This window comes from Chryseobacterium sp. JUb7 (genome assembly GCF_024806495.1).
In the GTDB taxonomy this organism is placed as follows: domain Bacteria; phylum Bacteroidota; class Bacteroidia; order Flavobacteriales; family Weeksellaceae; genus Chryseobacterium.
The window spans coordinates 35,737-50,131 of record NZ_JANUFF010000020.1 but is presented as its reverse complement, the minus strand read 5'-3'; the positions used below and the strand labels follow the sequence as shown (position 1 = coordinate 50,131).

Annotated in this window: 7 protein-coding genes; 3 read left to right on the top strand and 4 right to left on the bottom strand. The window is 35.3% G+C overall.

The features are described 5' to 3' along the window. The 4 genes from M2373_RS21955 to M2373_RS21940 form a co-directional block, all read right to left on the bottom strand. The coding region (locus tag M2373_RS21955) for a hypothetical protein (protein WP_259113543.1) at positions 1-5,747 on the bottom strand (5,747 nt) is incomplete at its 3' end. Positions 5,748-5,763: 16 nt separating this feature from the next. Continuing rightward, entirely contained in the window at positions 5,764-6,420 is a 657-nt protein-coding gene (locus tag M2373_RS21950) for a hypothetical protein (RefSeq protein WP_259113541.1), read from the bottom strand. A 51-nt stretch (positions 6,421-6,471) separates the two neighbouring features. Then, on the bottom strand, positions 6,472-9,903 hold the full coding sequence (locus tag M2373_RS21945) for a hypothetical protein (protein ID WP_259113539.1): 3,432 nt from the start codon (positions 9,901-9,903) through the stop codon (positions 6,472-6,474). A gap of 548 nt (positions 9,904-10,451) precedes the next feature. Beyond that, positions 10,452-11,105 (bottom strand): hypothetical protein, encoded by a 654-nt coding sequence (locus M2373_RS21940; RefSeq protein ID WP_259113537.1) that lies wholly within the window; start codon positions 11,103-11,105, stop codon positions 10,452-10,454. A 478-nt stretch (positions 11,106-11,583) separates the two neighbouring features. On the opposite strand from M2373_RS21940, the gene M2373_RS21935 reads away from it, so the two are divergent. The 3 genes from M2373_RS21935 (at position 11,584) to metQ (ending at position 14,294) form a co-directional block, all read left to right on the top strand. Then, a complete protein-coding gene (locus M2373_RS21935) occupies positions 11,584-12,612 on the top strand; it encodes a methionine ABC transporter ATP-binding protein (protein ID WP_259113535.1) in 1,029 nt (342 codons plus the stop codon). Next, positions 12,605-13,261 (top strand): methionine ABC transporter permease MetI, encoded by a 657-nt coding sequence (gene metI / locus M2373_RS21930; protein WP_259113533.1) that lies wholly within the window; start codon positions 12,605-12,607, stop codon positions 13,259-13,261. The genes M2373_RS21935 and metI overlap by 8 nt, the downstream gene beginning before the upstream one ends. 220 nt (positions 13,262-13,481) lie before the next feature. Continuing rightward, complete coding sequence (gene metQ / locus M2373_RS21925; RefSeq protein WP_259113531.1) at positions 13,482-14,294, top strand: methionine ABC transporter substrate-binding lipoprotein MetQ; 813 nt, start codon at positions 13,482-13,484, stop codon at positions 14,292-14,294. Positions 14,295-14,395 lie beyond the last annotated feature (101 nt).

Genomic DNA, 14,395 nt, shown 5'->3' with positions numbered 1-14,395 from the left:
GCATACTGGCTCAATACGGTTGGAATAGCAGGGTCGGTATCCGTAAGCCACTCTTCGAAGGTTTGGGAAATCTCACTAGGTGAAGTCTCGATAAACTGCTCGCTGGCACCGATATAAGGTGGGTTAATCACCGAAATGCCTTCCACAGGGTCTTTGATAATGATCTTCATTGTTCCTCCAAGAGGCTTCAGACCTTTATAGGTTGGCCATCCATCTAACAGTTTAGAGACATAACTCGAAGTAAAGTACATAGAGATTTCTGTCGTATCATCCTGGTAGAATAACGGCTTGGCATTCACCAGGTTTCCGTCTGCATTAGGATAAGATCGCTGGTAATCGATGTACGCTCTCAAAGAGGTATGAGGATACTGATCAGGATGTGCCGTCTGCTGCTCAATGGTATTCCAGTTGGTATCGCGGAGAACTCCTGTGGTATCTTCCAAAATATGGATCGATCCGTCCGGATTTTCAATCTTGATATCTCCATACGTAGCATCCCTGTCCAGATGGAAGAACCCTAAAGGTCCCGTCGTACGGAAGGCATAACCGTAAGTATAAGGCTTGTGAACCAAATTATCTACTGTATCTTTAACCGTAAACTTCATATAATACGCCGTATCCGGTCTCCAAATCGGCTGTACAGAATGCGTGATCGCGGCAACAGCTGCCTGGGCTTCGGCTGCAATAGCCGCCTGAGAAGGAATACTAAGATTGAACTCATAATCTTCTACCGATAACCATTTAACCTCGTGGAATAACGTAAAGCATTTCTTGCTGCTTGAGCAGTTGCCCAAATCTTTAAGCATTGAAATAATCTCTTCACAGGCCGTATTATAGGCTCCTCGATACATCACATAATAGCTCCACCCTCTCATAAGCGTCGTAGAGATGATATTAATCTGTCTGAATAAAACATCATTCAGATAGAAATATTCAGGATGACTTTCGATAAACTGATTGTAAGCTTCCATAAATGGAGAATTGCTCATCGGTGGTCTGTCATTAAAGATCCCAAACTCTTTGGTAGAAAGCTCTGTACTTAAATTACACAAAGTAGAAATTACACAGATATTCATATCTCTCGACAATCTCTCAATCTGTCTGAACTTCGTTCTTAAAGACTGAAAACGAGAGATAATACCCAGGTTATCCATCGGATTACTGCCAACATAGTATGAAAGATCTTCAAGCAATTTAGCATACTGATCCAGATAAACAGTATATAAAGCAGATGAAGTAATACCCGACTGCAAGTCTGAAAGCATCGAATGGAAAACTCCCGACTCTACCTTACTTCTGATGAAAGCTCCGAACTGTAATGCATTAGGAGCATTAACACCTCCGGGGAAGAAGTCATTATTATAATGCTGGACAATCTGTGGGTATAGTTTGCACAACATCTCGTCCTTATCCTGTCTCATACCCTCACATCCGATCGACTGCAGTTTTTCCAGCTGAGACTGCAGACTCATATACTGCTGCCAGTCGCTTGGCTGTACCTGCCCGACATAGCCGCCATTGCCCAAAGCCTGCTGATAACCCTGCTGCATCAATACTGCCATCTGTTCCTGGATAAGATTGATCTGTACGGAATCCGCTACATCAGGAATAATAACGATTTTTGTAATCCCTTTTTTCGCAATATATTCAGGAACCTCAATCTTATCATTCAGTGTATCCCGTGAATAGTATTCTTCATCCATATCGTACTGAACAAAAGACTGCGTATCATCAATTAGAGGACTGAAATACTGAATCGTTAATCCTGTACTGTACGTACTTAGCTTAAGCTCAACCTTTTGAGACGGTGCAGGAAGCATGATCGTAAGGTGAGATTTGTTCTTGAATTCCAGTGATTTATCGAAGCCATAGATATTTACGGCATCAGATACCTTACCCGAATCGCCCTGCATCACAGGATTGCCGTTAGGATCTACACTATACTGTACATCGCCCGAGATCTGGTAAGAAGCTCCTTTACTCTGGAAGAAGCTGTTGTTCGATGCATAATACTGCGTATTCAATGGCTTATCTAAAAAGTCGGAAAGTGAATCATCGATATTCTGCCCTGTACAGAACAGGGTCGATGGCATCACGCCGTACTGCTCAGGAATAAACCAACCAGGATTTCCCTGCTCCGTATAAGAGAATGGCGTCATCCCTAAAATACGGATCGCATTGTACTGATTGTCCTTTTTCTGCCACTGACCCGCTTTGGCCGCATCCAGATACGTATTACCCGGATCCATAGCTTTGAATGGGTTATATTTAATCCATCCTGCAGGAATCAGCTGACCGGTAGCAGGATCAACATGCGCTTCTTCTTTGTAGGCATTGATCTCGATACTCTCAAGCGTATACTGGTGTTTGACCTGTCTCATTTCAAGACCTTTCATCACCTTATCAGGCGGGATAAGATCTACGGCATTACCCGCAGCGCTCGTATATCCGCCAATGATCTCATTGGATATTGAGCTCGGAAGTAAGCCCTTCGTGGTTTTGATATCAATATAGGTATCCAGTGGGACCACTTTGGTAATCGTATTTACCGCCGGATAAGATTCAGGATTACTAACCTGCTGAAGATCAAAGGTCTCATTGGTAAGCATGCTCACCCCTTTGACAAGACTCTCGGTCTGATCTGATATTTCTGTAAACGGATTCACAGGCGTTCTGTCAACCGTCTTATTGAATTCCCATTTAAGCTCGATCTTGGCACTGAAGCTCAGTTTAAAGAATAAAATCTTGATCTTAAACGCTACACTGAATGCGCCGTAGATAAGGAAAGGCTCGGGAGATTCTACCGCAAGAAGGATCGTGACCGAAGCGTAGATACGGATGATTTTAACATCGATATCAATCGTTAAACCAGCCTCAAAGTAAGCGCCCATCTGGGGCTTCTGGAAACTGATTTTTCCACCCAGTTCAAGATAAGCCAGAACAAAAATCTTAATCGGTCCGAATTTTCTGTCGAACCTGAATTCTCCTCGTGCTCCCGCTTCAATACCTTTGCCCGAAATCATTAAAAATGCTTTCAGCGTAAAGAGATTCTTCAGAAGACTTGCCGTAATAGGCGCCTGCTTGGTTCCGAAATTAATGTACCAAGCCGATGGATTGTTAAAGAAGAAACCGGCCTGAATCTCAGCATAAAGCTTGATGATATCTCCTGAACTTTCAGGGAATTTATAATCCGCTCCAAATCCGAATTCCAAAGAATTATCTCCGAAAATAAAGAACGCAAAGAATGGTGGATCATCCTGATACGTTACCCTGCTCGATAAAAGCTTCATCCTGGCATCGACCATCACCATCGACGGTAAAGACAACAGAAGCATCGCATTGGCTGAGATGATATTTCCATTGGCCATCGTATCACCTAAAAGGGCACCGACTCCTAACGAGAACGGGAAATTGTAATGCTCTGTCTTATCAGGACGGTTGAATTTATTAACCCCAACTCCACGCTCAGGGGCGGTATAATACTGATACCACGTGTTCTCGGAAGTCATCCCGATCGCTTCTTTCTCAGCCACATAACGGTAGCCTAAAAGACCGCGGAAGCCATAAATAGATACCGGACCAAGCGCAATAGGGTTCGGTAGTTCAATGTGAGCATCAATCAGAAACGCAGGATATTTGGGCGCAAGACGCATATCTACGCCTCCCGTGATTCTAGGGTTTTTAACCTTTAAGCTCACACCGCCCTTATATTCCTGGAATTCTCCCGGCTCAGGGATCGAAAGCCATCCTTTGATCGAAACCGTAGGATCACTCGAATTCGCAGGAATGATCATATCGACATGGATCGTCTGGATATGAAGATACGAATCCGGTCCTTTACCCTCAGCATCATTATTATCAACCGTATAGTAATACTTGATTCCGTCTCCTCGTGCATCAATTCCTGCGACACCGATACTTACGCCGCCATCGAAGCCGAAGTAGTTGTACTTACGGATAACTCCTCCTTTTTCTCGCTCGTGAGAACCAAAGTGGATCGCCGTAACTGAAACGTCTACCGGTCCAATCGGAATTTTGATAGGCTTGGGAAGCGTCATATTGCCACCGTTGACCCTGAAGTCGATATGACCGTCGCTGTAAATCCTTAATGCGGAAATGCTTAAAGTCTGACCTTTTAATAATTCGCCGAAAGTGCCTAAGAATTCTACGTCGGCCGAAGCGCCGATGAAAAACTTACCGTCTTCCTTGCCCAGTTCTACGGACTTTAAATGCAAGGCGAAAACTCCTGGTAAGGTGATTTTTGGATCAAAAGGCGGAACGGCTGCCGCTGTTAAAAGAAAATCACCATCGGCATCTAAATGTCCCGTTACATCTATTGTTGCAGGGGCGCCATTTGAGCTTTCAAATTTTGGAATTACTAGTCTTGCTTTAATATTGGATGAGACAATATCACTCTGTTTGAAGGTAATATCAAAAGAGTTAAAGCCGATACTCCATGGATTTTCAGCATTTTTATCTAGCTTCATCCATAAAAAATCCATTTGACCTGGAGCATTTCCCGTATCAATAGCTTCTAGAGCAATAGTTCCTGAAATTCCTCCTGTTCCTATTAAGAGATGCTTTCCTGATATTTTAAGGGTTTGGCTTACTGTATCATCTTTTGAAAACCATTTTTTAGGAAGTAAAATATCTGTTTGCTCTGTATAAACTCCCATAAATTCTGGAGGACGACCATCCTCATCGGCTTCAGGAAAATTACTTTTTGTACTAAGGTCTATTTTTAAATTATGTATGTTTACAATAAGTCCTGTATTTCCTATTTGTACCGGTGTTACTGTATTAATAACAAGATCCATATTATATCCAAAACCTTGTGTTGTATCAGCATAAAATAGTGCCTCTGCAAAAGTAAATATTGCTTTAGGAGTTTGCTCTTGTATGGGGGCATTTGAATTAGTTGCAGGAATTATTTCATATGAAACATCTTCACTATTTATTATTGTTCCTTCCGGATAAACAGGTGTAAGCATATTTCTTGGAAATTCGATACCTGCAGAAAGCGCTAATGTCGCACGAGCTTTTGGTAAGATAATATCTTTGATGAATGTTGCAATATCTATAGGGACTAACTCAGCGAATATAGCTTTAAGTTTATTATTTAAATCACTAATTGAACCATTGGTAAGATACAAAGCAACGACAACTTCATATACAGGAAGGTTGGTTTGATTATTAATCTCATTAACTATAAAATCAATTTCATTTTCAGTATTAATTGGTAATGAAATTGCAACTCCGTACTGTGCATTGACATCAGAAATCAGTTTACTGATGCCGGACAATGTCGAGTTATCATTTAAAATATTTTTTAAGATTAAGCTTAAAACTTCTTTTTCTGTAATGTTAAAAATTTCAAGTAACAAATTAAAATAATCTTTTACTGAAAAAGAAACAGTGCTCAGATTAAAAGAATTTTTGTACGTTAATGCTTTCCATTCCCATTCTACAGTTAATGGGAAAGAAGAAATATTATTATCCTGATGATCAGGATTTAAAACAAAAGAAATATTGGTTCCGGGAATTTCAATTGCTAATTTTTGTAAACTGACGATATCTAAGCTGTAGAATGCTGCATCTCCTTTAATACTCTTTGAGAATTGCAAATTTTTATAATACATTTTATCAAATAAATGTACAATTCCATCACGTACGAAAGATAATATTTCAGGGATATCGTTAACAGTTACAATTTCGGATATAGCCGGATAGTATACTGGTTGAGACATATTTAGTTATTGGTTTTTATAGGTTATTAAAAATTTTTGAGCTTTTCTGTTTAAGAAAATCACCATGAACTCCATCATATATTCGAAAAATAAATTCATTGCTGTTTAGGGATTCTCTAAACTTCAATACCCAATAGGACTTTTTTAATTCAAAATCCTGTGGTGTTAATCCTATTACAGGAATGCCTGTAAGATCATCATCCAGATAGATCCTATAGATAGATCCATTTTGATAGCTATTTTCTTTTATTACATTAATGATACTTTGTATGTCTATTTTGAAACACTCATCATAATTTTTGCTTTCATATAATTCACCTTGATTGAATTTTTCAATTATTTTCACATACCTTTGAACAGCTATTTCGTCGCTTTCAGAAACATGAATTGTTTCGGTATTTTGAGATTTTACATATTTCTGTAATAATCCTTCTGAATTATAAGTATAAAAGTCATTTGTATTTTCCCTGATATTTGTAATATTTTCGGTGATTCCAACGATTTTAAAATCTTTCTTCGAAACAAAAATTGTACTTATAGTATTGTCTTTTGTTTCATAAATATAAAAACTACCTTCTCCAGAAGCCTCTGGGATAATTTTTCTATTATCTAAAATTTCATCTACACTTGCTATTGATAAATTTTCTAATTCTGTGACATTTATTTTTTTCATATTTTTTTTACTTATTTGGTAGTTGATATAGCCATACATGAAGTACGAAACTTATACTTCTTTGAGTATGACAGGATTTCTTTTCATAACATTCCACTGGTATTTCATTGAAGTTGTTCTGTAACCGGTTGTCAACGAAGTACTGTTTTTGTAGTCCATAATATTATCTGTGATAAATTTTTTCATGGTGTACATACTATCGTCTGAAAAAGAATGATATAATCCTAATCCGTGCATACTCTCATGCCCTGATGTATTTACATCATTATCACTTGCGGGTACTGCTTTATATAAACCAGATTTATATAATATAATATCGGGAACATTAATTTTTGATACTTCACCAGAGGTAACAATAGTTCCACTTACTGGAGCAGGTTCCCCACAAAGCTCATCAATACAGAAAATTTTTATTTCATTACTTATTTGGTCGGAAGAACTAAGTAGACCTTTAATATATGAATGCTGTACTCTAGGTCGGAGATATGCAGTCCCAGCAATAGCTCCATAAGATGTGTAAAATACAGGTCTGCTAGCTCTTGTCAGATCTAAAGAAACTGTCCTGAAGGCCTTTATATCAATTAATGATTGATTCAAAGTTTTATTAATTTCACTTAATATTTTATTTCTAGTTACAAATGGTGCTACCGTTTCCAAACCAGTCACTGTTGAGGATGGATCTAAATCTGTCGTACAGTTAATAAGTAAAATACTAGTTTCATATCGGTTATCCTTAGAATTTGGTATCACTTTAAGCTCTCCTGAAAATTTTTCACCCCCCCCCTCAGTAGATATACATCTAATGGTTTTTACTTCCGCAAATTCATTTTTAGCTTTAACTTCTATTTCTATTGAATTGGGAAAAGCACCTGAAGAAGTATTATTAATTTTTAAATTGGTAAAAATATTTCCTGATTCATCCGTTGTATCAGGCAAAATTGAAGTTAAGGATGTATTTATTGATCGTATCTCAAAATGCTTCTTTTCAAACTTTAACTTCAATAGGGAAATTGCGGATGGAGAACTGAAATTTAGGATTAGGTTAAGCCTAACAGTAGTTAAACATTTATCTTTTCCTTCTTCATTTAATTTAGGAAACGGTGTTGCGACACCTAAATGATTCTTAGAGGGATATATTGCTAACCATGGTGAAGAATAAGTTGATTCAAGACCTAACTGTCTTGGATAAGAAAAAAAATTTTGTGTTAAAGAATGAAATTCTTCTTTTTCAGCACGAAAATTGGTATCGTTATCGTCTTTCTCATCCGTTGTTGCATTCAGATAATAATGTCCTACGGTTTGTAAATACTTTCTATTTCCAGAATCACCAGGGAGACCTGAGTCCTGGATTCTAATCCAGTCAAAACCAAATTCTCCTTGCCAATCAGTTTTTGGTCTAAAGTGCACTTCATTACTTGAAATTTCTGAGAAAAACTCTTGATAACTGGCAAATTCTTTTGAACAGAAAAATAATCCATCTACAGTAAAAACTTCAACAATATTTGAACCTGTTGGATATTTAATTTCCAAATTTCCGGCACTATTTTCAAATTTTAATCCAACGCTGTATTTCTTATAACTTTTATTAGCTGGAGAGCTGACTTCGTTCAAATGAATAGAGATATTGCTAACATCCGATGGAAGATGTGATGTTGAAGAACCTGTTATGGGCGTAAGATTATTATATAATATTTTATTATATTCCTCTTCAGTAATTCCAAATAAGAAAAATTTTTGCGTTAATCTATGATTTTCTTTATGAATTAGTGACAATGTAGAAATGTCATTACCACTATCATTGATTTTACCTTTATAAATAGCATAGTTTCTATCGTTAAATAAGAAAGATGATAATTCCTCATTACTTTTAATCGTTTCACTCGTTTTGGAAACATTAAATGCACTATTATTCAACTCACTATTTTCACTGCCATATGTATCTGTAATACTTGCAATATATAATTTTCGTTTTTTTACTCCTCCAGTTAAATTTTTACCATAGTCACTAAAAACTTTTTGTTGAGTAACTGCATTTCTAAACTTTAATAAATCAGATAAGTTGGCCGTATTGTAGCGATTAAGCAAGTGAACTTTATTAATTCCACTACCGGGAGTCTCAAAAATATCTTTCGTATTAAAAGTCCATAAATCTTCATGATACTTTTGTGATGGTAAACGCTGAGAAGCTTTTATATAGCCGAAATGAAAAGAAGAAACAGGATAATTTTTTGTGGGGGACGTTGCTGGTAAACCAATATTACTAAATAAAGAAACAATAGGCTTACACTGGCCAACTGGATAGCCATTTCCTAATTCATTCACATCCTTAAAACACTCTGCATCATATCTAGGAAAGTTTAGGTAAGCAAAGAAATTAATATCCGTACTATATACTTGGGTATCTAAATTATACTCAAAACTAAATTGAAATCTATTAACAGTAGTTGCTAAAGGTTGGTCAAATTCTTTAATTAAAATAGGCCATCCGTCTTGTTCATAACTTACTTGATTTTCTGGCTGCCCAGATAAAGTAACCGATACTTTTCCAGTAGGATATAATGATGTTCCATAATAATTGTAAGACCTACCTCTTTCTCCCACTAAATAGAAATAAAGCTTATGTCTAGTCTGATAATGCTTCACGGCATTATTGTAAATATCTCCTCCAGAACTTACAGGTGCTGTCATCGAATGAAAACGTAAATTTCCATTATTGATATGAGCTCCCCAAAATGCTGCAGCATCAATAAACTGATGAATATATTCTTTATATTTTTTCTTTGCAGCAGCTCCTGAAATTGGAGATAAATCCAATACATGATTATATTTTCTTGCAAAACCTAAGTTAAAATTAAAAGTTTCCTGTTCATAATCAAGATGATAATCACCTCTATCTATCACGATATCCAAACCTATGAATCCTGAGAAATTTCCTAGTAACTCTCCTTTAGTACATTTAGGTAAACTAATTTCTGAATCTGATTTAAAAAAAAATTCATCTAATAATGTAGTATCAGGCATACTTGCGTCATACCCTATTGATTTAGCCTCTATTTGGGTAGCCGGAGGCACATTGATAGCTGTTGAAATAGCAAAATTTAATGCCCAGATCCTTTTAAGAAAATCTGGAGAATTACTGGTAGAAGATGCTAAATTTGCACCATTTATAATATCAGCCTTATTTACACCTCTATATATAAAATACTTAATTTTAAAGGGAGAATAAGAGACAGTAGGCCGTAGGATAATATTCACTTTAGAGTTATCCTCTGTATTATTTTGTATAAGAATATATCCGTCACAAATTGCAAAAACTTTTGAAACAGCAGAAGATCTTACAAAGGAAGTAGTCCTATATTTACTTGACAGATTGCCTTGTACAGGACCAAAACCATCTACCGCCAAATTAGCAATATCTGGAGTTGAAATGTTAGTATGATCCACAAAAAAGTGGGAATTAGGGGAAAATTTATTTATAGACATTATAAAAAATTTTAGTTGTTAAATGAAAGATTAATAAGTATTTATTGACTATTCTGTCAGCATAAATTATTTGAACGAAATACTATTCTATATTTATAAAAAAAATAAAGTTTCATAGATATCGTAATTGCCTTGAAAGAAAGAGCAGAAATATGATAATTAAGTGTAATAAAATACTTATATTTTTTCGTAAATAATTATTGTTTGTTTTTTATAGAAGCAAATAAAACAAGGGAAAATGTTTTTATTACATTAAGTATATTTATTTTATTTTTAATATTTTATTTTTTGATTCCTTATTCTTAATAGCAAAACTAGTTCTGGTTAACGACAGATCTCGACGTATTAAATTTTATTTTAGAAATTATATTTTCATAGTAAGTTTTATCATTAAAATATCATTTCCCTTATTTATTCGCTTATGAATAAAGCAAAACTACTAATGCATTACGTCAAAACTCGACGTATTATTTTTTTTGATTATTTATATATAAAAAAGTAGCAGGCCGATTAAATCAGCCTGCTACTTTTAAATCTTACTTATAAATTTAAGATATGAAAATTACACTTGAACTTTTTTCTAAAATAAATCTGCCGGATATACCATCATAAATTCTCAGAAAAAACTCATTACTACCTTCAATCTTACTATATCTTATGACCCAATAAGGTGTATTCAAATTAAAATCATTTTTCGTTAGTCCTAGAATTGGAACATTTGTCAGTTCGTCATCTAAATAAATTTTTGATATTGATACATCTTTATATTCATTCTTTTCGACAATTGCAAGAATATCATTTAATTTTATTTTAAAAAGACTATTATAGTTTTTTTGGAATACTATATTTCTGCTCTCATTAAACCTCTCAATTATCATAACGTATCGGTTAACAGAAACTGGTTTCATACCCAATTTCTGAATTATTTCAGAATCTTTAGATTTTATATACTGTTGTAAATTGCCATTTGATAAGTAAGAAAATAATTCTGTAATATTTTCTTTCGAGTATTTAACAGTCTTGGTAACTTGAAAAATTTTAGAGTTCTTTTTAGATACGCTAATGTTTATATCTTTATTTTTCTTTTTCTCGTATATATAAAAGCCTCCTTCGCCCGATGCTTCAAAAACAACTTCTTTATTTTTTGATTTATAATTTTTATCTTTTGAAAGATTTTCTAGCTGGATAATATCTATTTTCATGTTTTCTCCGTTTTTACAGGGTAAACTACCGCAGTTATTAATTGAAAGAAATATTAGAGAAGTAATTATTATGCGTACCATATACTATTATAACTTGTATTATACAGACACTTGCTGTATCAATTATTTACCTTACTTAAAGTATCTAAAGTTACTAAAATTCACGATATTAAAAAGTACTTTAATTACAAATTAAATCTAACAAAAATTCAAATATGATAAAAAAACAAAAAAGTCTACTTTTTTAGTGGACTAATAAGAATTTATGCCTTATATTTGCAACCGTAATCAGGATATTATATAATGAAGGCAGAATTTAAAAACAATTCAGTGAGAAAACATACCATCAATACTATGATGATGTATTGCTGTATGCCTGAATTTCAAATTTGCTGTGGTTGACCTTACTTTTATATGACATATTTTTAAAGGCTTTACCACGCGGTAAAGCCTTTTTTTAATAAGAACAGAATCAAAAATGATAGAGATAAAGAATATTTCAAAAACTTTTCACCAGAAGAAACAGTCTTTTAAAGCATTGGATGACGTGAGCCTCAATATCGAAAAAGGTGATATTGTCGGAATCATAGGATTTTCCGGAGCCGGAAAAAGTACTTTAATCCGAACGGTGAACCTCCTTGAAAGGCCGGATCAGGGTGAAATTATTATTAACGGAAAAGATTTTACAAAATTAAATTCAAAACAATTAGCCCGCGAGAGAAAAAAAATCGGAATGATTTTTCAGCATTTCAATCTTCTTTCATCAAGAACGGTTTTTGAAAATATTGCCCTTCCCTTAGAACTGGATCATAATAATAAAACCGATATCAACAGAAAAGTTAACGAACTGCTGACCATCGTGGGACTGGAAGATAAAGCCAATGATTATCCCAGAAGTCTGTCGGGTGGACAAAAGCAAAGAGTCGCCATTGCACGAGCTTTAGCCAATGATCCCTATCTCCTGCTTTGTGATGAAGCAACAAGTGCACTCGACCCGGCAACCACTCAGTCTATTTTACAGTTACTGAGAGATATCAACCAGAGACTGGGCATTACGATTTTATTAATCACCCACGAAATGGAAGTCATCAAAACGGTCTGCAACCACGTAGCTGTGATTGACAAAGGGAAATTATTAGCCAAAGGAACTTTAAGCGAGATTGTCTCCGACAAAGAGAATCCTATTATCAAACAATTTTTAAACTCTGGGGTTATGACTATACCGCAAGAACTGAATAAAAAACTAAAAAAAGAGCCGCAAGAGGGATTATTTCCCCTTATTGAAGTAGAGCTGAACGAAAAAATATCTGTTGAAGAATTACTTTCAATAGTCTATGATAAATATAAAATTCCTTACAAACTTTTGAAAGCGGATGTAGAATATCTTGGCGAGTCCAACTTTGGAAAATTGCTGCTTCAGCTTCAGGGGGAAGAGGAGAAAAATCAACAGGCGATCTATTATTTCAATCAGAATAAAATTCAAAATACAGTAAGAGGATATGCTTAGTGATACAGTAATTTCTCTTTTATCAAAGGGAGTTTGGGAAACGGTTTATATGACGTTTGTTTCAGGGTTTTTCGGATTTGTTCTGGGGCTGCCTGTTGGAATTTTATTGTTTTTAACCAGAAAAGATCAATTGTTGGAAAACCAAATTTATAACAGAATTCTATCTGTTCTGGTGAATATTTTCAGGTCTATCCCTTTCATTATTTTAATTGTCTGGATGATTCCTTTTACAAGAAGTATAGTCGGAACATCGATCGGTATGAACGCTGCACTCGTTCCATTGAGTATTGGTGCCGCACCTTTTATTGCAAGGCTGGTGGAAAACAGCCTTCTTGAAGTTCCTCAGGGACTGATTGAAACATCAAGAGCCCTTGGAGCGAGCCCACTTCAGATTATCCGGAAAGTTTTGTTACCTGAAGCATTACCTTCATTAATCAATAATGCTACCATTACCTTAATCACCTTAGTCGGTTATTCTGCGATGGGAGGAGCTGTAGGAGCCGGCGGACTGGGACAAATCGGGTATCAATACGGTTATATAGGTTATGACGCAGTGATTATGAATCTGGTTTTGGGTTTACTGGTTGCCATCGTCTTTATCATTCAGTTTTCCGGAGACAGACTGGCAAAAAGATTTGATCATCGTTAACCTTGAATGTTGAATAATTTCAGTATTTGAGAATATAAAAATATGAGCACTTCAGAAAATATTATGTGTACGTGAAATAGTGTGGTGGTATTGAAAATTTCAGCCATCAATCCGGCGAAAAAATAGCAAAAAGGTGTAAAGCCATATTCTATTTTTATCTAGTAACTCAAAATTTAGCCTTTTTGCTTTTTCGCCATTTTTTAAAGAAAAATAATTTACAATGAAAAAAATAAAGATTTTAGGTCTATTAACAGCAGGACTCTTATTATTCACTGCCTGTCAATCTTCAAAAAAAGATGATCCGAACTATATTAAAGTCGGAATCACTTCCGGTCCGGAACAGGAAATTGCAGAAACAGCAAAAAAAGTAGCTAAAGAAAAATATAACCTTGACGTAGAACTGGTGGCATTCAATGATTATGTTGTGCCCAACGAAGCTTTGAATAACGGCGATATTGACGCCAATGCTTTTCAGCATGTTCCTTATCTGAACGAACAGTCAAAACAACGGGGCTATAAACTGGCAGTTGTAGGAAATACTTTTGTTTACCCTATCGTAGCGTATTCAAAAAAAATAAAAAATATTAATGAACTTAAAAACGGGAGTACAGTTGTCATTCCGAATGACCCGACCAATGGAGGGCGTTCTTTACTTCTTTTACAGAAAAACGGTTTACTAAAACTGAAAGACGGCATCGGATTATTACCAAAAGTTACTGATATTGTGGATAACCCGAAACAGTTAAAAATCCTGGAAATCGAAGCACCTCAATTACCAAGAGTATTGGATGATAAAGAGGTGGTAATTGCGATTATCAATAATAATTTTGCCGCACAGGCCGGTTTGGATGCCGATAAAGACGGAATTTTTAAAGAAGATAAAGATTCACCTTATGTGAATGTCGTTGTTGCAAGGCATGATAACAAAGATGCTGAAAAAGTAAAAAACTTTTTAAAAGCTTACCAGTCTGATGAAGTTGTAAAAAAAGCAGCAGAAATTTTCAAAGGAGGTGCAGTGAAAGGCTGGAATTAATTTAAAGCTATAAGCAATCGGCTGTAAGCTGATTTGCCGACAAAAATATTCTATTATTATATATTTAGACATTGTTTCAATTCTTTTGAAATGATGTCTTT

Excerpts from the sequence above, each read along its gene's own strand:
- M2373_RS21950 (WP_259113541.1), bottom strand. The coding sequence starts at position 6,420 with ATGAAAAAAATAAATGTCACAGAATTAGAAAATTTATCAATAGCAAGT.
- M2373_RS21945 (WP_259113539.1), bottom strand. The coding sequence starts at position 9,903 with ATGTCTATAAATAAATTTTCCCCTAATTCCCACTTTTTTGTGGATCAT.
- metQ (WP_259113531.1), top strand. The coding sequence starts at position 13,482 with ATGAAAAAAATAAAGATTTTAGGTCTATTAACAGCAGGACTCTTATTA.
- M2373_RS21940 (WP_259113537.1), bottom strand. The coding sequence starts at position 11,105 with ATGAAAATAGATATTATCCAGCTAGAAAATCTTTCAAAAGATAAAAAT.
- metI (WP_259113533.1), top strand. The coding sequence starts at position 12,605 with ATGCTTAGTGATACAGTAATTTCTCTTTTATCAAAGGGAGTTTGGGAA.
- M2373_RS21935 (WP_259113535.1), top strand. The coding sequence starts at position 11,584 with ATGATAGAGATAAAGAATATTTCAAAAACTTTTCACCAGAAGAAACAG.